This window comes from Akkermansia muciniphila, assembly GCF_018709685.1.
GTDB lineage: Bacteria > Verrucomicrobiota > Verrucomicrobiia > Verrucomicrobiales > Akkermansiaceae > Akkermansia > Akkermansia muciniphila_E.
This window is the reverse complement of record NZ_JABDHQ010000006.1, coordinates 33435-53821: the sequence shown is the minus strand read 5'-3', so window position 1 is coordinate 53821 and position 20387 is coordinate 33435. Positions and strand designations below refer to the sequence as shown.

The window sequence follows — 20387 nt, the reverse complement described above, 5'->3', positions numbered from 1 at the left end:
TTTTCTTCTTTGGAAGGAACGCCCCCCTGGCGCCGGAACAAAAACCTCTCCGGGCCACGAACAAGCCCTGCTCCCGCTTTTTAAATGGCACGGATTTATAATCCGTTATGAATTAAATCCTGGTGACGGCCATGTCCTCCCTATCCACTTTTAATGATGAGGGAAGCACTCCATGGGAAAACGGAAAATACCGGGCAGCATCAGGAGCGTCCCAGACCTATGCGGCAACTGAATAGGAACTTGAACGTCAGTGAACTTCCCTTTCTCAAAAGCAGCATGTCCTGGCAGACGTGTGAATTCCGGTTGCCGCAGAGGCATTCCGCGTTTCTGGTACGGTTATTCCCAACAGAACAATTTTTCCTTCCGGGAGAAGTTTTAATAATGAAACGAACGTTTAACACAAGTGACTTGCTTTTAGAACTGAAGCTTGACTCCGGATTATAAATCCGCTACTTTCCTATTCCTAGGAAGGGTGTTCTAACATTTCCAATCACATATCTCATTGATAGTATGAAGAAGACATTATTCATTCTGGCAGCCATGGCGGGAGCGGCGGTTGCGGCCCAAGCTTCCACCGTTCTCATTTCGTTCGGGATTAATTCGGGAAATGGTACCGCTGTTATTGACGGTACGTATCTGGGAGAATCCGGCCAAAAAGTGAATAAAATCTCTACTGGAAGCTCCTCTTCCTATACTTCCGGAACACTGGTAACCAGCGGCGGCGACTCTACCGGCATCACCCTGACGACCGGCGGCGTCTGTTGCGGGAGCGGCGGTGTTCTGACTGATTCCTCCGCCAAAGACTCTGCGCTGGGCCTGGACAATAAATTTTACGATATTTTCGGCCAGGATATGTCCACGGGCAATCCCATGGGCGGCGTTATTAACACCAGCGGTTCCGCCAACGCCAATTTCACGATGTCCCTGAACAACCTGTCCGCCGGCACCTACACGCTCACCATGCTGGTAGGGCGCGGAAACAACTACGGTACGGGCAACACTTCTTCCTTCAGCATTGACGGCAGCGGCATCTCCAACATCTCCGCCAGCCTGGACAACTACTCCACCGGTTCCGGCGCTACGCTGAACGGCGCCACCGTCACAGGCAACACGCATACCGGAGACTGGATGGTGGTTACCTATACGTTCGATGTGGCAGCCGACGGAACCCAGCTCAATATCCAGTCCCAGGGCGGAAGCGGAAGCATCAATTCCCTGGCCCTCACCTCCGTTCCGGAACCCGCCGCGGCCAGCCTCGGCCTGCTGGGCCTGGGCGTTCTGCTGATGCGCCGCAGACGGGCGTAACCCCCTGTTTCATCTTCATCAAGCTCCGGCCGTTTGTATAAAAACGGCCGGAGCTTGTTTATTGATCGGGCAGCCTATTGACGCTTCCGCACCTCTTTTGCGTTATGCTCATCAACCTGCTCCGGCCCTGGACACGGCGTGACCGCGCGCATGGAAAACCCCGCACTAAAAAAGGAGCTACGGGCTACATTTCAAACCGATGCAGGTTTTCCAGATGGGAATACCCCATTTTCCTGAGGGTCTCCACAGCCTTGTCCGCCCGCTTGCCCGTACGGCAATACAGCAGAATCACGGCATTCTTATCCGGAAGCAGTTGCGGCGCCAGCTCTTCCAGTTCATCCACGGGAATGTTCACGGCACCCTCCTTGTGGCCCGTGCGGTACTCCTCCGGGGTGCGGACGTCCACCAGCAGAATTTCATGAGGCGTTCCAGCGTCCGGAGACACCACCATGGAGGAAGCCGCAGGAACGCGTTCCGCATTACGCCCCTTCAGCCATACGAAAATGGCGGTCAGTCCGGTCACCATGACCACATAAAAAACCACGTTTTTCACGTTTCCACTTCACTAAACCGCAACGGCGGAATCAAGAAAAAACTCTCAAGCCTTTTTCAGGCTTCGTCATCAATCACCACCGCCTGGGAAGCATAGCCGAAAGCGGGGCTGCCCCACTCCACCACGTCCCCCGGCTTCAAATACTGCGGCGGATTCATCCCCATGCCCACGCCTGCCGGCGTTCCGGTGGAGACTACATCCCCGGGCCACAAGGTCATGAAACGGGAAATGTAGGCAAGCAACTCCGGCACGGGCCAGATCAGGCCGTCCGTATTGCCATGCTGGCGCACTTCCCCGTTCACCTTCAATTCCAGCGGAATGCCGGAGCCGTCCCCCAGTTCCTCCACGGAAATAAACGTGGGCCCCATGGGAGCAAAGCTGTCATAGCTCTTCCCCTTGGTCCACTGGCCGCCGTGCTCCAATTGGTTGGCCCGCTCGGAATAATCGCACATCAGGGTATAACCGCTGATGGCCTTCGCGGCCTCCTCCGGTGAAGCGTTCTTCAGCACATTTTTAATCACGACGGCCAGTTCAATCTCATAATCCAGCTTATCGCAGCCGGGAGGATATAAAACAACGTCACTGCAAGAGGTGATGGCGGAAGGTGATTTCAGGAAAATAGCCGGCTCCTGCACGGGATCGCCGTCAAACTCCTTCGCGTGGGCCGCATAGCTCTTCCCCAGGCACACCAGCTTGGAGGGGGAACAGGGCAGCGCGGTATCAATCATCCAGTCCGGGTCCACAGCCTTGGCGGCGGGATTGTCCAGAAACTCCGCTATGCGCTTCATCTCCTCCCCGCAGGAATCCGTTTCCCCGCAAATGCAGGCATCCACCTCCGCAACCACGGAATCCGCCACCAGGTATTCTCCACGGCTTTCACTCCACAGGGCCATGATGCGTTCCGCCTGGTCATTCAGGTAAAATCTTATTTTCACCCTTTCACTGTACAGTTTTTCCCCTTTTGCGCAAAGAACGGTTCCGTCATTCTTTACCCGGAGCGCCCTCCCGCCGCCCTCCCGCGCCCCTGTGGAGGAATGCAGCGCGTAGGGCTTGCCTTACCGGAGCAAAACACTATTATATGGGCACTTAATCATATCAATCCATGTCCGACCAAATCTACTTTTTTGACACTACCCTGCGCGATGGAGAACAATGCCCCGGAGCATCCATGAACCTACGCGAAAAGCTGGAAGTGGCGCGTCAGATGGAACGGCTGGGCATGGACGTGATCGAGGCCGGCTTTCCCTGCATTTCCGACGGCGACTTTGAAGCCGTGCACACCATTGCCGGTGAAATTAAAAAATGCCGCATCGCCGGGCTGGCCCGCTGCGTGAAGGCGGACATTGAAGCGGCGGCCAGGGCCCTGGAACCCGCCGGGGACCGCGCGCGCATCCACATCTTTCTGGCAACCAGCAAGCTGCACATGCAGTTCAAGCTGAAAAAGGCGGAAACGGAAATCCTGCGCATGGCCGCGGAAGGCGTATCCTACGCCAAACAGTTTGTGCAGGACGTGGAATTCTCCCCGGAAGACGCCTCCCGCACAGACCTGGACTTTCTGACCAGGGTGGTGGAGACCGTCATTGACGCCGGAGCCACCACCGTCAACATTCCGGACACCGTGGGCTACACCACGCCGGACGAATTCTACCGCATCATCCGCCACCTGAAGGAAAACGTCCCGAATATTGACAAGGCCGTCATCTCCGTGCACTGCCACAATGACCTGGGCCTGGCCGTAGCCAACTCCCTGGCCGCCATCCGCGCCGGAGCCCGCCAGGTGGAAGGCACCATCAACGGCATTGGCGAACGCGCCGGAAACGTGGCCCTGGAGGAAGTCATCATGGCCCTGCGCACCCGCGCCGGACAATTCGGCGACGTGACGGACAACATCAACACGCGTGAAATCGTCCGCACCTCCCGCATTGTGGCCCGCATGAGCGGCATGCAGGTGCAGCGCTCCAAGGCCATCGTGGGGGAAAACGCCTTCGCCCACTCCTCCGGCATCCACCAGCACGGCATCCTCAACTGCCGGGAAACCTATGAAGTCATGGACCCGCAGGCAGTCGGCTGGGGCGCTACGGAACTCCCGCTCACCAAGCACTCCGGCCGCGCCGCCGTAAAGGCCAGGCTGGAACAACTGGGCCACGTGCTTACGGAAGAGGAGGTCAACACCGTCTTTGAACGCTTCAAGAAAGTGGGCGATTCCAAAAAATTCGTTTATGACGACGACCTTTCCGCCATTGTGGACGACTCCCTGCATGCCTCCTCCGGCCTGTGGGAACTGGACTTCCTGCAATTTGTGGCAGGCAGCCACGCCCGGCCTACAGCTACGGTTGGGCTGCTCAAGGAAGGCAAAAAGTTTGAGGACAGCTCCACGGGCAACGGAGCGGTGGACGCCGTCATCAAGGCCATTGAACGCATCACCAAACGTAAAGGCACGCTGAAAGGCTACAGCGTCAACGCCGCCTCCGAAGGCAAGGACGCCCTGGGTGAAGTCACGGTGCACGTAGACTTCGGCCTGGCGAAACCCATCGTGGGCAAGGGAGCCTCCACGGACGTCATTGAAGCCTCCGCCCGCGCCTACCTGAACGCGGTCAACCGCTCCATCCGCATGGAAAACATGCCCCAGCCCAACAATCTGGACGCAGGCGCCATCTGATCCCGGCGCTCCGCACGGCAGCGGGGAGGACAACTTCTATTGCTTGATTTTCCCCTGCCGCCGTGCCATAAATTCATAACCTTTTACACGGTACAACCCCATGAAAGCAACATTCCTCCTTCTTTGCCTGGCCGGCAGCGTGCTGGCGGCGCCTCCCGCCAAAAAACAGCCGGCGCCGGCCAATCCCCTCCCTCCCCTGGAAAAAGCTACCATTTCCATTGACGGCCACCCGGAAAGCGTGGCGGCTGATGCGGAAGGCAACATTTACTTCACCTGCATCGGCGCCAAGCTCACGCCCACGGAAAAGGACAAGGACGGCTATCTGGGCGTTATCCCGCACGGCTCCACGGAACCTAAGAAAATCACGGAGGTGGACACCCTGGACGCTCCCAAGGGGCTTCTGTACCAGGACGGCTTCCTGTACTGCACGGATGTGGACATGGTCTACAAGATAGACGCCAAAACCGGCACCATTGAGGGATATGTGGACTTGTCCCCCTCCCGCATGAAATTCCTCAATGACCTGGCGTTCATCAACGGCAGGCTCATGGTCTCCTCCACGGATACCAACCAGATCTTCTATGTGGACACGAATACCAGTTCCTACGGGGAGCTGGTCACCAAGCAGCCCATTTACAAGCCGAACGGCTTGGCCTGGGATCCGGAAAGAAAAGTCATCTACCTCTGCGAATACGCCACGGATGAAAAAGGCAAGCCCAGCGGCCGCCTGCTCTCCATCAACCCCGTCTCCCGTGAAGTCACGGAACTCTCCAAGGAACGGGGACAGTATGACGGCCTGGCCTACCGGGACAACGCCCTTTATTACAGCGACTGGTCCAAGGACAAAAAACCGGAAGCCATCCGCAGGCTGGACCTGAAAACGGGGCGTTCCGCTCCGGTAGCCACCGGCCCCATTGAAGGCACGGCGGACTTCATCCTGTATGACTCCATGATCGTGGCTCCGGGCATGACGGAAAAGAAAATCCACATCATGCCCATTGGCGGGAAAAAATAACCGGAACTATTTCCGTTTTTACAACCTCTCCAGGTCCGCTAGTGGCATCTCCCCCGCTGGCGGCCTTTTTCAATTTACGGCTTGAAGTGCAACGGGGATGCGTTTAGTTAATGGAGATATGAGCAAGATTTCAGACCAAATCATGGAAGGGATGAAAACCGCCATGAGAGCAAAAGACTCTGTCACTCTCAATACCCTGCGCGCCCTCAAGACGGCCCTGACGAATGCGGGCATCGCCAAAGGCGGCCTGGGCACTCCTCTGGAGGAAGCGGAAGAACTGGCCGTGGTCCGCAAGCAAATCAAGCAGCGTGAAGACTCTACGGAACAATTCCGGTCCGCCGGACGTCCGGAACTGGCGGACAAGGAGGAAGCGGAAATAATCGTCCTCAAGCAATTCATGCCTGCGGAGCTCACCGCGGAGGAGACGGCGGCCATTCTGGAAAACGTGATGAAGGAAACGGGAGCCGCCACCAAAAAGGACATGGGCCAGGTCATGAAACTCATGCAGGAACGCACCGCCGGGAGGGTCAATGGCAAGGAACTGGCCCGGATGGTATCAGCCAGACTCTCATGAAAGGCTGCGCCGCCATCATCGTAGCGGCCGGGTCTTCCCGGCGCGCCGGATTTGACAAGCTCCTGGCGCCCCTGCACGGAGTCAAGGTGCTGGAACGCAGTATCCGGGCGTTTGCCGGCTGCCGGGAAATCACGGAAATCGTGGTGGTTTGCCCGGAAGAACGCTTCCGAGCCATTAACGCCGCGGACATGGAGACGGAAGTACCCGTCACCCGCGTGGACGGCGGCAGCGAACGGCACGAATCCGTAAAAAACGGCCTGGCGGCCCTGCTTTACACGCCCGGGCTCGTAGCCGTGCACGATGGCGCGCGCCCCCTCATTACGGTGGAGCAAATCTCCCGCTGCATCCAGACCGCCAGGGAATGTGGAGCAGCCGCTTCAGCCCATCCCGTGACGGACACCTTGAAACGCGCCAATGAAGAACGTTTTACGCTTCCGGAACAGGTGGACCGGGAAGGACTGTGGTGCATGGAAACCCCACAGGTATTTCAATATCAACTGCTCCTGGACGCCTACGCGGCAGTCACGGAACGGAACATGAAGGTGACTGATGAAGTCACCGCCCTGCAGCTCATCGGCCACCCCACCCGCCTGGTGCACAACCATGGGCCCAACCCCAAGATCACCTGGCCGGAAGACATTTCCTGCGCTGAAATTCTGCTGGAACTCAAGCACCGCCGCAATACCTTATGACCAGCCTCCTGTGTACCCCCCCCCGCGCCGTCCTTATCCTGGGAACGGGCTATCTGGGAAAAGCCCTGGCGGAAAGCCTGCGGAAAGCCGGCCACACGGCCCTTACGGCGGACATAGACGCACAGCGGGCCATTTATGAAGCGGATGTCACAAACGCAGACTCCATGCGCAGCCTGGCCGCCCGCATTCCCTCCCCGGACATCATCGTCATGTGCGCCAGCACCCGCGGGGGAAGCGAGGATGCCTACCGCAGCCTCTACATCCGCGGAACGCAAAACACGCTGGAAGCCTTCCCCGGAAAACCGGTCATCTTCTGTTCCAGCACCTCCGTCTACGGCATCACGGACGGCCGCTGGATTACGGAGGAGCACAACGTCTATCCCGCCTCCGGAAAAAGCGGCCTCCTCATTCAGGCGGAACAGGCGGTCCTTGCCGCCGGAGGCACCGTCGTCCGGCTGGGGGCCCTGTACGGCCCGGACCGTTGCGTGCTTGTCTCCCAATACTGTACGGAAGGCACCGCCCTCCCCGGAGACATGGACAGGTGGATCAACTACATCCACCGGGATGACGCCGTGGGCGCCCTGCACCTGCTCTGCACGCTCCGTGAACCGCCCTCCGGCATCTACAACCTGACGGACCGCACCCCCATGCAGCTTGGGGAAATTTACTCTTATCTCTCCGGGCTCCTGGGCAGGCCCGCTCCACAGCCCGAACCGCTCCGGGCGGAGGCGCGCCGCGGCTTCTCCAACCAGAGGATCTCCTGTTCCCGCCTGCTGGCCCTGGGCTGGGAACCGCTTTACCCGAGCTTTGCGGACGGCGTGCACAATGTGCTGGAAGCGCTGGAAGAATAAACCCCGGCGGGACTCCTCCATCCCCACGTCCCAAGCGGCTTTCCGGAGAAGAAGGAAAGGGAGGAACAATGTGCCGGGCATCTGCCGGGGCAAGCGTGGCGCCAGGGCGGCCGTCCCGGCAGTCTTTGACTCTCCCCTTTCTTGACTTGCCGGGCGTGAACGGGCACAATCCTGCGCGCAATGCGTATCATCACAGGACTTCAACCCAGCGGCAAGCTCCACGTCGGCAACTACTTCGGAGCCATGGAACCGGCCGTCCGCATGCAGGAACGCGGAGACTCCTACTACTTTCTGGCGGACTACCACGCCATGAGCACCGTCCATGACGCGGCCGCCCTGCGGGAAAACTGCAAAAACCTGGCGACAGACTTTCTGGCCGTGGGCCTGGACCCTGAAAAATGCGTCTTTTTCCGCCAGTCCGCCGTGCCGGAAGTCAATGAAATGGCGTGGATACTCGGCACCGTCTGCCCGGTGGGCCTGCTGGAACGCTGCCACTCCTACAAGGACAAGATCGCCAAGGGCTTTTCCCCCAGCAACGCCCTCTTCACCTACCCCGTGCTGATGGCGGCGGACATCCTGATGTATGACTCCGACCTAGTGCCTGTGGGCAAGGACCAGAAGCAGCACCTGGAAGTCACCCGGGACCTGGCGGGCAAGATGAACGAACAATTCGGGGAAGGCACCTGCAAGCTGCCGGATGCGCTCATTGCGGAAAGCACGGCCATCGTTCCCGGCCTGGACGGTCAGAAAATGAGCAAAAGCTACAACAACACCCTCCCCATCTTCGGCGAGGAAAAAGCCGTCCGCAAGCTCATCATGAGAATCCCTACGGACTCCACCCCCGTGGAGGAACCCAAGTCCACGGAAGGCTCCATCATCCTCCAGCTTTACAAGCTCTTTGCCTCCGCGGAAGGCTATGAAACCATGGTCCATGACTTCCGGAGCGGCGGCTGCGGCTATGGCGACTTCAAAAAGCGCCTCTTTGACGCGTACTGGGAATACTTCCGCACCGCGCGCGAGCGCAGGGCTGAACTGGAAGCCAACCAGGACTACGTGCACCAGGTGCTGGAAGACGGGGCGCGCAAGGCGCGGGAAACGGCTTCCGTGGTGCTGGACAGGGTGCGCCGGGCCGTGGGCCTGATCTGAACCGCGGGGTTGAAATGCCGGAGAACCCGGAGTGAAACACGTTTTTTAGTGGCATGGAAAAGCACGGAATGTTATACAGGAATATATGAAGAATATTCTGGTAGCCATTGATTTCTCCAACGCCACGGATGCCGTCATTCATCAGATCGGCAAACTGGCGTGCCCCAACGACAGCATCATCCATCTGCTCCACATTGTGGAACCCAGTATCTGTTATGAAGTCTCCGGCGTGCTGCCGGATGAAGTGCCCGTGCCCGTCATGGACCAGACGGAGGAAAACGAAGTCATCTCCATCGCAAAAAACCATCTGAAAAAGACGGCGGAAAAACTCTCCCGGCTGACGGACGCCACCATCATCCAGGCCGTGGAAGACGAATTCGAAATCAGCGAGGCGGTCATCAACTACGCTGAAAAACACCACATCGACATGATCGTGGTGGGCAAACACAACCACGGCTTCCTTTCCACCGTCTTCCTGGGCAGCGTAGCCAGCTCCGTCATGCGTAAATCCCCCGTGCCCGTGCTGGTGGTTCCCGTCACCAAGGAAGAACAATAAAAGCCGCCATCCGCACAAGACCCGTCCCATTTCATGATTACCATACTCTTTATAGGCGATGTGGTCGGCGAACCCGGCCGCACCGCCGTGAAGCACATGCTTCCGGAACTCAAAAAGGAGCACGGGGCGGACTTCATCATCGTCAACGGAGAAAACGCGGCTGCCGGACGCGGCATCACCCCCCGGCTGGCGCAGGAACTGCTGCATGCCGGAGTGGACGTCATCACAACCGGGGACCACGTCTGGGACCAGGCGGAACTGGCGCCGTGGCTGGACTCCGAACCGCGCGTACTGCGCCCCCTCAACTATCCCCAGGGCACGCCGGGGCACGGAAGTGTGGTGGTGGCAACGCCCAGGGGGAAGATAGCCGTCATGCAGGTGCAGGGGCGGTCCTTCATCCAGCCGCCGCTTGAAAACCCCTTCCTCATCTCGGAGGCGGAAGCCAGAAGGCTCAGGGAGGAAGAAGGCGTTAACGTCATCTTTGTGGACATGCACGCGGAAACCACCAGTGAAAAAATCTCCACCGGGTACAATCTGGACGGGCTGGTTTCCGCCGTCATCGGAACCCACACCCATGTGCAGACCGCGGATGAAACCATCCTGGAACATGGCACGGCCTACCTGACGGACGCCGGCATGTGCGGCCCTGCCGCCGGAGTGCTGGGCCGGGAACGGGAACCCATTATCCAGCGCTTCCGTTCCTCCATGCCCGCCAAATTCCCAGTGGCCAACTGGCCCGTCCGCCTCTGCGGAGCCGTCGTGCAGGTGGATGAAGCCACCGGCAAAGCCCTCAACATTGCCCGCATCAGCCAAACCGTGGAAAAACCGGCCTCCTGACCATGCCCAACGCCACAGACCATGAAGCCAGATTCGGCGGCATTGGCCGTCTGTACGGAACCAGCGGGCTGGACCTTCTCCGGAACTCCCGCATGGCCGTCATCGGCATTGGCGGCGTAGGCTCCTGGGCGGCGGAAGCCTTGGCCCGCTCCGGAGTAGGAACCATCATCCTGATGGACCTGGACGACCTCTGCATCACCAACACAAATCGGCAAATCCACGCGCTGGCGTCCACCGTCGGCCAGTCCAAGACGGAAGCCATGGCCGCACGCATCAGGGAAATCAACCCGGACGCGGAAACCATCTCCATCAACAGCTTCTACACGACCTCCAACGCAGAAAAACTGCTGGCGGCGAAACCGGACGTCATCATTGACGCCATTGACTCCCTGGCGCCCAAAGCACACCTCATCGCCTCCTGTTACCGCAGCAAGCAGCTCCTGGTCACCTGCGGCGGCGCGGGAGGACGCGTCAACCCCGCTAAAATAGAAATAGCGGACCTCTCCCGCACCAAGGGGGATCCTCTGCTCTCCAGCCTGCGCTACAAACTCAAAAAAGACTATGGCCTCCCGCTTGGGGAAAAAGCCCGCAAACTGAAAATCCCCTGCGTCTTCTCCCAGGAAACTCCCGTATACCCTACCTGTGACGGAGAAACCTCCTGCAAGCGCGACCCGGAATTCCAGGGGAAAATGGGTTGTGACGCCGGATTCGGCTCCATCACGCACATCACTGGCACCTTCGGCTTCTTTGCGGCCTCCGCCGCCATCCAAATGCTCTTAAACAAGAAACAAACATCACCGCAACCATGAACAAACTCCTGCTTCCCCTGCTGGGGGCTATTCTTCTTCCCGCCCTGACCCAGTGCAACTCCCTGGAAAAAGACATCGCCGGCATCAACGCCCGCAATGCGGAAATTGCCAGAGAACCCAGGGGAAACTACTTTGTCGGCCGCCGCTATCATGTCCCGGCGACCCGCTTCTGGGGCTACCTGCGCCAGCCGGGCCAGACCTGGAGAACGGCCCAGCTCGTCATCATGGATGAAAGCTCCTGCCGTACTCCGGACCGCCTGCCGGAATACGCCGGGAGCCCGCGTTACGCCTATGACAACAACTATGAATACAGGGTGTACGGCAAATACACGGGCAAATACGGTTACGAGCCCAACTCCAATCTGAAGCTGCCTATCTTCAAGCCGACCCGGTTCGAACCCATCAACACCAATCCCGGCTGGCTCTTCAAACCCTCGGAAAAATATGACACCAAGGCCGTCACCCTGCGTCCGGCCATCATGCCCGTGGCAACCTCCCTTCCAGTCCGGTAAAAAAGCCGCCTTCAAAAAACGGAAGCAACAGGATAAAAAAGAAGAAAAAAGCTTGATCTATTCGCTCCTGTGCGCTAAAAACTTCCCGCCTTAAGGCACCCATGCTCGGGTGGCGGAATTGGTAGACGCGCTAGACTAAGGATCTAGTGTCGATAAGACGTAGGGGTTCGAGTCCCCTCTCGAGCACCATTCAATAACCCTCTTTAAGTAAAATGCTTGGAGAGGGTTTCTTGTTGACAGGAGAAGAGGGCCCGAAACGTCAAAGACTGGAGCAACAGCCAATTTTGATGGAATCCCGGAACAGGAAGAAGCATCCGGAGAAAAAACCTTAAACGCCTTCAGCCATCAGGGCCAGGGCTTCTTCACGGGCCGGCATGGAGCGGATGGCTCCCTTGCGCGTCGTCACGATGGAAGCGGCGGCGTTGGCGAATAAAAGCATGTCCGCCAACTGTCCTTCCGTCAGGTTTTCCAGTCCTGTTTCCAGAATCCAGTCCAGGCAGGAACCAAAAAAGGCGTCTCCGGCTCCCGTCGTGTCAATGGTGCTGACCTTTAGGAACGTAGGCTGGTAAACAAGCCTGCCTCCATAGGAAGCCCAACTGCCTTCCCTGCCCCCCGTCACGAGGATGAGGCGGAGATTGCCGAATTTCCTTTTCAGGGCATCCAGTCCTTCCTTCATGGAGGAACAGCCGGTGAGGAAGAGAAGTTCCTCCGTTTCTATTTTCATGACGCTACACGCGCCGCAGCCATAGAGCATTTGTTCCCGGGCCAGTTCCAGACTGGGCCAGAGCGGAGGCCGGAGATTGGGATCAAAGGTGATGAGGGCACCCTTTTCCCGGGCATGGCTGACGGCATGCCGGGTGGCGCGCCGCACGTCGCCGTGCGTCATGGAGATCGTCCCGAAGTGGAAGACGCGCGTGTTTTCCACCAGCGCCATGTCCACCTCTCCGGCGGTCAGCTTCATGTCCGCGCCGGGATTGCGGTAAAAGGAAAAATCACGGTCGCCCTGTTCGTCAATCTGGACAAAGGCCAGGGTGGTGTTGACTTCCCGGGAAGAGACCAGCCCTGAATCGTCAATGCCTTCCTCCTGAAGCGTGCGCCGGAGCATTTTCCCGAACATGTCATGCCCCACCTTGCCGATGAAGGCGGTCCTGCGCCCCAGCCGGGACAGCATGGAGAGGACATTGCAGGGGGCTCCCCCCGGATTGGCCTGGTAAACGGGCAGTTCCTGGGCGCTCACTCCGCAGGGGGTGAAGTCCACCAGCAGTTCTCCGAGAGCTACGACGTCATACATGCTTTTCCAAATGTTGAAGGTGGTTCTTCCGGCGGAAAGGAAAGCCGGGAGAGATAGTGAAGCATAGAACGCGCCGCCTGTTCCGGGAAAGGAAAAAGAGGTTCATTCCAGTCATGCCGGAAAGGGCGCATTTCCGGCATTTTTTCCTTTCCTGAGGAAGCCGCGCCCCAGAGAAAATCCGGGATTTTTCCGCAAACGCTCCCTGCGGCGCGTGATAAACCCGCCGGGTAGGGGAAAAAGTCTGGCATATCCCTAACACCTGCCTCTCCGGAAATGCCCATTAAATGAGACGGCAAATATTGATACCCCATTTCAAGATGAAGAAGGAACTGAAACGACAGGGAAAAGCGAAGATTCCGGGAGCTCCCGTTCCCTATGACAGGACAACCATTCAGCCGGGAATCGTCCACATAGGAGTGGGCAATTTCCACCGCGCGCATGAAGAGTTTTACACGAACCAGCTTCTGGGCATGGGCGGCCGTGATGAATGGGGGATTTCCGGTGTGGCCCTGCTGCCGCAGGACGAGCCCCTTTACAAGGCTCTGAAAAGCCAGGACGGCCTTTACACGCTTACGGTCTGCGGCCGCGACGGCAGGGACGAGTTTTATGAGATAGGCTCCCTGGTGGATCTGGCGTGGGGGCCTGAGCACCCCGAAAAGGTCATCGACAGGATTGCGGACCCCCGGACTAAAATCATCACCCTGACCATTACGGAAGGGGGGTACAATCTGGATAAGGAGACCGGAGAGTTCATGCTCGGCAGCAAGGACGTGAAACATGACCTGGAACACCCGAACCACCCCCGTACGGTTTTCGGCTTCCTGGCCGCCGGATTGCGGAAAAGGCGGAAGGACGGCGCAGGCCCCGTAACCGTTTTATCCTGTGACAACCTCCAGCATAACGGGAATACGGCCCGGAAGGCGTTTACTTCCTTTATCGAAGCCCAGGACCCCGAACTGGCGCAATGGGTGAAGAAGAACGTGACGTTCCCCAACAGCATGGTGGACCGCATCACGCCCGCCGTCACGCCGGACGACGTCAAACGGCTGGACGCACAGAGCGGCGTGGAAGACGCCGCTCCCGTTTATTCGGAGGATTTCATCCAGTGGGTGATTGAGGATGATTTCATTGCCGGGCGGCCGGACTGGGAAGCCGTGGGCGTTGAGTTTACGGACGACGTTTCCGCTTATGAGAACATGAAGCTCAGCCTGCTGAACGCGTCCCACTCCCTGCTGTCCTACCCCGCCTTTCTGGCCGGGTACCGACGGGTGGACGAGGCGGTAGGGGATGAGCGGTTTGCCCGCTACCTGCGCCTTTTCATGGACCGGGACGCGGGCCCCTACGTTCCGCCGCCGGGGAACACGGATTTGGAGCTGTACAAGAAGACCTTGCTGGAGCGCTTCGGTAACAAGGCGGTGAGCGACCAGATCAGCCGCTTGTGCTTTGACGGCGTTTCTAAAATTCCCGTGTATGTGATGCCCGTTTTAACGAAGATGATCAGGGACGGCGCAGACCTGGAACGCCTGGCGTTTTTCGTGGCCGTCTACCGCCATTACCTGAAGCACGGGAAGGATGACCGGGGACAGGCTTACGAAGTGAACGAACCCTGGCTGACGAAAGAGGACCGGAAACTGATCGCCAGCGGCGACCCGCTGGATTTCCTTGCCCTGTCCCCCTTCCGGAGCACGGATTTAAAAGCGTCGGAGAAGTTTGCCGGCCAGTACCTCGGAATGGTGGAAAAGCTTGAAAAAGACGGCGTTCTCCCCGTTCTGGAACAATTGGTTCTTCCGTAGTCATACAATTCTTCCTGCCGTCCGGGCCCGGTTCGGGCGGCAGGAGGGAACCTTCCCAGCCTCTTCCTCTACGCCGCATTCTCACCTTTCCCCCCTCTCATGGAAACACAACCGCGTTCACGCCTGGGCCCCTTCCTTGCCCTGACCTTCATTTATTTTCTCGTCGGGTTCCTGTCCACCGTGAACGGCCAGTTCCAGGGGCCTTTGCAAAGCGCCTTCCTGTCGGACGCCGGCACCCTGAAAAACACGTTCATCACCCTGATTCCCTTTTTCTTCTTTCTGGCGTATTTGGTGAACGGCAACATCGCCTCCCGCTGGATCAACCGCTACGGCTACAAGACCACGCTGATACGGGGCCTCCTGTTCATGGTGCTCGGGCTGGCCGTCTTTTTCCTGTCCGCATGGTTCACCGTCCAGTTCGGGGACCTGCGCACGACAATCGCCGGGGCCGGCATCCCCTACGGCTATTTTATTTTCCTGGCGGGTTCCTATGCCATGGGCACCGCGGCCACGGTTTTGCAAGTCGTCATTAATCCCTACGTGACGTCCTATGAATTGAAGGGAACCCAGCCCGTCCAGCGTCTCAACATTGTGTGCGCCGTAAACTCCTTCGGAACGACGATCGCGCCGTTTTTCGTGACCGGCATCCTGTTTGCCGGACTGCCCATGGAGAGCGTCCACGTGCGGCAGCTGATGCTTCCCCTGCTTGTCCTGGGCGTCCTGATTGCGCTGGTCACCCTGATGACGAAGCGGCTTTACCTGCCCAACATCCGGGACACCACGGCCGGAGAAGGTGAGAAGCTGGAGCGCAGCATCTGGTCCTTCCGGCATTTGACGCTGGGCGTGATCGCCATTTTCTTTTATGTGGGCGCGGAGGTATCCGTGGGCATCAACGTGAACCTGCACGCCCTGGAACTCAGCAATTCGGATGAACCGCTGCTGTTCCTGGGTTCCAGCAACCTGGTGGTGTGGGGGGTGGACCTGGGCATTCCGGCCCTGCTGGCTTCCCTGTACTGGGGCGGCCTGATGGTGGGGCGCATCGTTTCCAGCTGGCTGAACCATATCTCCCCCCGCGTCCAGTTGACGGCGGCAACCTCCGCGGCGGCCATTCTGACGCTGGTCGCCATTTACACCCATAACCTGTGGGTGCTGGTTTCCGTAGGATTGTTCCATTCCGTCATGTGGGGCTGTATTTTCACGCTCGCCACCGTGGGATTGAAAAAATATACCGCCAAGGCTTCCGGCATTTTCATGATGGGCGTGTTCGGCGGCGCCGTTTTCCCCTTCCTCCAGGGAGCTCTGACGGACGCGCTGGGAAGCTGGCGCTGGTCATGGATGCTTGTCTTCCTCTGTGAACTGGTCATGCTTGCCTACGCCCTTGCGGGCTCCCGAGTCAGGAAAGAGGACTTGCTGGAAGGAACGGACTGATTCCTTTTCCGGGGAGAAGCCGGGTCCGGTGGAACAGCCCGTCCCATGTTCCGGAAAGTTGATTTTCCATCTGGGAAAACCATCATGTTCTCCGCCTCTTCTTCATGGAATGATGCGCTCTCAACCATTTCATTAAGAAGAATCATGAAAACAATAAAATCATTCAGCCAGGGGCAGTTGATCAGCCAGACAGGGAATATTTATCCTTCCGGAATATGTCTGGGCCTGGTCACTTATTGGCTCATTGCATGCCATCGTCATGAAGAAAATCAATTCTGGACCGATATTGAACACAGCATCAGTCCGCCCCGCAATCAGCCCATTTCAAAAGCTCCCCTTATTTATGGAGAGGGATACGCGGCAAAAGCCTCCGTTTTCCATGAACAAAACGACATGGCGGATGTCATTGTCCGTAGCCGTGAAAAAATGGTTATCGAAGGGAAGATGGAAATGCTTCATAACGAGACTGTTCCAGCAAACTTCTTCCAAAATAATTTTATTGATTACGCTATTTCCAAGATTTTACAACAGGACGTCACCTACACGATTTTGGACATTTTTGGAGCGGGCCCCAATGGACATGCCATCGGCATTCACAACGAAAAGGGAAAGGTGCACATTTTTGACCCCAACTTCTTCGTTCTGGAATGCGGCAGCAAAACCGATCTGCCGGGGGAACTCAAAGAGGCGTTCCTGACCATTGTTCATTGTTACCAAGGCCGGTTTAACAAAAGCTTTCACCTGGATGTTTTTTATTAAGGAAAAACTGCCGCCCATTCACGGGATAGGTCCTCCGCAGCAGGAGAAAAATTCCTGACGGTAATCCCTCTCGACTTCCATGAGAAGTTGAGAGGGATTTCCCTTTTCCATAACCGGCAAGTCTTCATCCGTGCCCTTCTGACTCACCGATACGAAACCATGTCCCGGAACTGGCGGCAACCGGGTTTATTTTTCATTTTTCTTCATGATTTCCCTCCCATCCTGTAACATGCGCCCATGCAAGAGAGAAGCAGCGGCTTTCAATGGCCCGCCCAGTGGACCCCCGATATTCTCGCCACCCTGATGTTTGTGGTGCAGGACGGAAGGATTCTCCTGATACGCAAGAAGAGGGGAATTGGCGCGGGGAAGGTCAACGGTCCCGGCGGAAAGTTTGAGGCGGGGGAAACGGCCCTCCAGTGCGTGCTGCGGGAGGTCCGTGAGGAACTCTGCATTGACATTGCGGACGCCCGGGAAATGGGCGTGCTGAATTTTTCCTTCACGTGCGGCACCATTCCGGAAATCCGCTGCCACGTGTTCATGGCTTCTTCCTTCCATGGCGCTCCATCGGAAACCCCGGAAGCAGAGCCTTTCTGGTGCCCGGTGGACGAGATTCCCTACGATCTCATGTGGCAGGACGACCGATTCTGGCTTCCCGCCATGCTGGACGGGAAACAGTTTGAGGCATTTTTCACGTTTGAAGGTGACCGGATGCTGGAATTCTGCCTGACCACTGGGGACTGCTCCGGCAAGGAAACACAGGCTTCCATCCCTTCCGTCTGAGCCATCCGGGGAGAAGCCGCACGTGTCCATCCGGCTTCCCCCGGAAGCCTCCGTGTTCAGAAGGAGAGGGAGACGCCCAGAGCGGCCTGATGCTCCAGAAGGGATTCCCTGAAATGCGCCTGGTAGGAGGCGAAGACGGAGCATCTGTCATTGAAGACCATCCTGGACAGCAGTTTGACCTTGAATGACTGCTTTCCGGGAGAATAGCCCTTCCCCTTATACCGGGATTCCCGGTATTCATCCCCTTCCCACCAGCCATCGCGGAACGTGTAATGGGGATCGTTCCGGTAGACGTCCGGGCAGTAGCTCCCGGACAGGGCATTGATCCATATGGTGTTTCCGGACAGACGGAGGACGTGTTCCAGCGTCACCCCCATCGCCAGGGACACATTGTCAAACGTTCCCCGGTTGTCCCGCCTCTGGTTGTAGTCATCGTCGTCCCAGCCATCATCCCAATCGTCGTCATCCCACCAGTAATCCCCCCACCAGGAGGAATCGCCGCCGCCGCCCCGATCATCCCTTTTCACCTTGTTGGCTCCATGCACATACGTCACTCCCATAAAGGGGGTAACGCTGAAGGAGTCCGTCACCTGATAGCGCCAGGAGGCGGAAAGACCCGCCTGGAACGTTTCCGAGTCCCACCTGGAGGCGTTTCCCCACGCATCGTTGTGGCGGCATTTGTTTTCCGTACTGCCGAAGGCCGCATTCGCGGCAAGAAGCAGGCTGGACCGCGGCCCCGTTTCCCGGAAGTAGGCGCCGTACAGGTTGGCCATCCACGCAGACTGCCGGAAGCGGTCCCCCTCCATGGGGCCGTCCGGATAGTCCGGCATTTCCTGAATGTTCTGGTGCCCGAACAATTGCCCGAACGCCAGCCCCAGCAGGGAACCGGATTTTTCTCCATACGTGCCGTAGTCATATCCCAGCGCGTAGCCGGCGGCGGCGTAGTCAAAAGAAGGCTGATTGTTCCGGACGCCGCCATCGCCAAAGCTGCCCAGCGCGCCCGCCCACAGGTTGGAAGGCCCTTTCTGTTGAAAACGGGAGATATTTATCTGGGCTGAGGAGGCTTCCACCAGCGTCTGCACATAGGCCGCGGACGCCCACATGGAGTCCAGCGTGGTTTCCGGACCGCTTTCCGGGAACTGGTTCCAGGATTCGGCGCGCACGGCAGGAAGGCATCCTGCCAGGGCCAGGCTCCATAAGGAGATACGGGATAGTTTCATGGTCGGGTATGATGGGTTCAATGGCCGGAGGCTGGCTCCGGCCTTCATTTTTCAAGCGCGCCCTGGCTCCCGTTTTGTGTATCAAATGTATTTCCCGGAGTCCGGGGAAGTCCTCCCTTCCCGTTCCCGCCTGTCCCAGGCGCATCCCGTACTGGTGCGGGTTTTCATGTTTTCCCGTTTTTTTCTTTCAGGGCACGCCCCTCCCCGGGCGGCTCCCGTCTTCGCCGTCACCACGCGGTCAACGGAGGTTTTCCGCTTCTCCGTTCCGTCCTCTCCCGGCCTTCAATTTGTGTTCTTTAAGCTTTTCTTCACGGGCCAATAATGATAAAGGTGCGGGAGCAACCGTGTGATCCTTGATCGTTCACTTGCTGGCTATTTCAATTCATATTCCATTATTCGACATGTATACCCCTGAATTCAAAAACATCCTCACTTCCACCCTGGACGGACTGCGTGCGGAAGGTCTGTACAAGGAAGAACGCTTCATCGCCTCCCAGCAGTATTCCCAGGTGACGCTGAAGGACGGACGCTCCGTCATCAACATGTGCGCCAATAATTACCTGGGCCTGGCCAATAATCCGGAAGTGATGGAGGCCGCCAAGAAAGCCATTGACGAATGGGGTTTCGGCATGGCTTCCGTCCGGTTTATCTGCGGCACGCAGACCCTGCACCGCCAGCTGGAGGAACGCCTTTCCCGGTTCCTGGGCACGGAAGACACGATTCTGTTTCCCTCCTGCTTTGACGCCAACGGCGGCCTGTTTGAAGGCCTCCTGACCGCGGATGACGCCATCATTTCCGATTCCCTGAACCACGCCTCCATCATTGACGGCGTGCGCCTCTGCAAGGCCAAGCGCTTCCGCTACGCCAACAACGACATGGCGGACCTGGAAGCCAAGCTCCAGGAAGCGGACGCCGCCGGAGCCCGCGTGAAGCTGATTTCCACGGACGGCGTGTTTTCCATGGACGGCATCATCGCCCAGCTGGACAAGATTCACGAGCTGGCCGCCAAGTACAACGCCATCGTCCACTTTGACGACTGCCACGCCACGGGCTTCCTGGGCAAGAGGGGCCGCGGCACGCACGAACATTGCGGCCTGTTCGGCAACATAGACATCACCACCGGCACTCTGGGGAAAGCCCTGGGCGGCGCTTCCGGCGGCTACGTTTCCGGACCTAAGGAAGTGGTGGACATCCTGCGCCAGAAGGCGCGCCCGTACCTGTTCTCCAACAGCGTGGCCCCGGCCATCGTGGCCGCCTCCATCAAGGTGCTGGACCTGCTGGAAGGTTCCACGGAAGCTCGCGACCGCGTGGAAGCGAATACCAGGTATTTCCGTGACGCCATGACGTCCGCCGGCTTCACCATCGGCGGCAAGGACCACCCCATTTCCCCGGTGATGCTGGGGGACGCCGTGCTGTCCCAGAAATTCTCCGCCCAGCTTCTGGACGAGGGCGTATACGCCGTCGGCTTCTTCTACCCCGTCGTTCCCAAGGGCCAGGCCCGCATCCGCACGCAGATTTCCGCCGCCCACACGCGCGAACAACTGGACAAGGCGATTGAAGCTTTCTGCAAGGTGGGCAAGAACTTGGGAGTTATTTCCTGATTCCCG

20 protein-coding genes and 1 tRNA gene are annotated in these 20387 nt (G+C 58.2%); 17 read left to right on the top strand and 4 right to left on the bottom strand.

Going from position 1 to position 20387, the window contains the following annotated elements:
* The first annotated feature begins 510 nt into the window (after positions 1–510).
* Positions 511–1305: a PEP-CTERM sorting domain-containing protein gene (locus tag HHJ06_RS05590; protein ID WP_215428370.1), complete on the top strand. Its 795-nt coding sequence runs from the start codon at positions 511–513 to the stop codon at positions 1303–1305.
* Between the two features lie 184 nt (positions 1306–1489).
* Here the strand turns inward: HHJ06_RS05590 and HHJ06_RS05585 are convergent, their stop codons facing one another.
* A complete protein-coding gene (locus HHJ06_RS05585; protein WP_215428369.1) occupies positions 1490–1858 on the bottom strand; it encodes a rhodanese-like domain-containing protein in 369 nt (122 codons plus the stop codon).
* A gap of 56 nt (positions 1859–1914) precedes the next feature.
* Positions 1915–2793 (bottom strand): fumarylacetoacetate hydrolase family protein, encoded by an 879-nt coding sequence (locus HHJ06_RS05580; RefSeq protein WP_215428368.1) that lies wholly within the window; start codon positions 2791–2793, stop codon positions 1915–1917.
* A gap of 167 nt (positions 2794–2960) precedes the next feature.
* Between HHJ06_RS05580 and HHJ06_RS05575 the strand changes: the two genes are divergently transcribed.
* The 11 genes from HHJ06_RS05575 (at position 2961) to HHJ06_RS05525 (ending at position 11698) form a co-directional block, all read left to right on the top strand.
* Positions 2961–4517 (top strand): 2-isopropylmalate synthase, encoded by a 1557-nt coding sequence (locus HHJ06_RS05575; protein WP_215428367.1) that lies wholly within the window; start codon positions 2961–2963, stop codon positions 4515–4517.
* A gap of 100 nt (positions 4518–4617) precedes the next feature.
* Entirely contained in the window at positions 4618–5532 is a 915-nt protein-coding gene (locus HHJ06_RS05570; RefSeq protein WP_215428366.1) for an SMP-30/gluconolactonase/LRE family protein, read from the top strand.
* Positions 5533–5650: 118 nt separating this feature from the next.
* Positions 5651–6106 (top strand): GatB/YqeY domain-containing protein, encoded by a 456-nt coding sequence (locus HHJ06_RS05565; RefSeq protein WP_251841432.1) that lies wholly within the window; start codon positions 5651–5653, stop codon positions 6104–6106.
* Positions 6103–6798, top strand: coding sequence for a 2-C-methyl-D-erythritol 4-phosphate cytidylyltransferase (gene ispD, locus HHJ06_RS05560; protein ID WP_215428364.1), 696 nt, complete (start codon positions 6103–6105; stop codon positions 6796–6798). The genes HHJ06_RS05565 and ispD overlap by 4 nt, the downstream gene beginning before the upstream one ends.
* Positions 6795–7649: an NAD-dependent epimerase/dehydratase family protein gene (locus tag HHJ06_RS05555; RefSeq protein ID WP_215428363.1), complete on the top strand. Its 855-nt coding sequence runs from the start codon at positions 6795–6797 to the stop codon at positions 7647–7649. Before ispD ends, HHJ06_RS05555 begins: the two co-directional genes overlap by 4 nt.
* A gap of 180 nt (positions 7650–7829) precedes the next feature.
* Entirely contained in the window at positions 7830–8795 is a 966-nt protein-coding gene (trpS, locus tag HHJ06_RS05550) for a tryptophan--tRNA ligase (protein WP_215428362.1), read from the top strand.
* 85 nt (positions 8796–8880) lie between these two features.
* On the top strand, positions 8881–9351 hold the full coding sequence (locus tag HHJ06_RS05545) for a universal stress protein (protein ID WP_102713589.1): 471 nt from the start codon (positions 8881–8883) through the stop codon (positions 9349–9351).
* Between the two features lie 33 nt (positions 9352–9384).
* On the top strand, positions 9385–10188 hold the full coding sequence (locus HHJ06_RS05540) for a TIGR00282 family metallophosphoesterase (RefSeq protein ID WP_215428361.1): 804 nt from the start codon (positions 9385–9387) through the stop codon (positions 10186–10188).
* Positions 10189–10190: 2 nt separating this feature from the next.
* On the top strand, positions 10191–10997 hold the full coding sequence (locus HHJ06_RS05535; RefSeq protein ID WP_215428360.1) for a tRNA threonylcarbamoyladenosine dehydratase: 807 nt from the start codon (positions 10191–10193) through the stop codon (positions 10995–10997).
* Positions 10994–11509 carry a hypothetical protein gene (locus HHJ06_RS05530; protein WP_215428359.1) on the top strand — a complete coding sequence of 172 codons (516 nt, stop codon included), beginning with the start codon at positions 10994–10996 and terminating at the stop codon, positions 11507–11509. The genes HHJ06_RS05535 and HHJ06_RS05530 overlap by 4 nt, the downstream gene beginning before the upstream one ends.
* Positions 11510–11612: 103 nt before the next feature.
* Positions 11613–11698, top strand: a tRNA-Leu gene (locus HHJ06_RS05525).
* Between the two features lie 139 nt (positions 11699–11837).
* Here the strand turns inward: HHJ06_RS05525 and HHJ06_RS05520 are convergent.
* Positions 11838–12800 carry a PfkB family carbohydrate kinase gene (locus tag HHJ06_RS05520; RefSeq protein ID WP_215428358.1) on the bottom strand — a complete coding sequence of 321 codons (963 nt, stop codon included), beginning with the start codon at positions 12798–12800 and terminating at the stop codon, positions 11838–11840.
* Between the two features lie 317 nt (positions 12801–13117).
* On the opposite strand from HHJ06_RS05520, the gene HHJ06_RS05515 reads away from it, so the two are divergent.
* The 4 genes from HHJ06_RS05515 to HHJ06_RS05500 all read left to right on the top strand — a co-directional run bounded on the left by HHJ06_RS05515 (position 13118) and on the right by HHJ06_RS05500 (position 17560).
* Positions 13118–14593 carry a mannitol dehydrogenase family protein gene (locus HHJ06_RS05515; RefSeq protein ID WP_215428357.1) on the top strand — a complete coding sequence of 492 codons (1476 nt, stop codon included), beginning with the start codon at positions 13118–13120 and terminating at the stop codon, positions 14591–14593.
* A gap of 99 nt (positions 14594–14692) precedes the next feature.
* Positions 14693–16021: an MFS transporter gene (locus HHJ06_RS05510; RefSeq protein WP_215428356.1), complete on the top strand. Its 1329-nt coding sequence runs from the start codon at positions 14693–14695 to the stop codon at positions 16019–16021.
* A gap of 45 nt (positions 16022–16066) precedes the next feature.
* On the top strand, positions 16067–16780 hold the full coding sequence (locus tag HHJ06_RS05505; RefSeq protein ID WP_215428355.1) for a YopT-type cysteine protease domain-containing protein: 714 nt from the start codon (positions 16067–16069) through the stop codon (positions 16778–16780).
* 237 nt (positions 16781–17017) lie between these two features.
* Entirely contained in the window at positions 17018–17560 is a 543-nt protein-coding gene (locus HHJ06_RS05500; RefSeq protein WP_215428354.1) for an 8-oxo-dGTP diphosphatase, read from the top strand.
* 56 nt (positions 17561–17616) lie between these two features.
* On the opposite strand, the gene HHJ06_RS05495 is transcribed toward HHJ06_RS05500, so the two are convergent.
* Positions 17617–18780 (bottom strand): autotransporter outer membrane beta-barrel domain-containing protein, encoded by a 1164-nt coding sequence (locus HHJ06_RS05495; protein WP_215428353.1) that lies wholly within the window; start codon positions 18778–18780, stop codon positions 17617–17619.
* A 401-nt stretch (positions 18781–19181) separates the two neighbouring features.
* On the opposite strand from HHJ06_RS05495, the gene kbl reads away from it, so the two are divergent.
* A complete protein-coding gene (kbl, locus tag HHJ06_RS05490) occupies positions 19182–20381 on the top strand; it encodes a glycine C-acetyltransferase (RefSeq protein WP_215428352.1) in 1200 nt (399 codons plus the stop codon).
* The last annotated feature ends 6 nt before the right edge of the window (positions 20382–20387 follow it).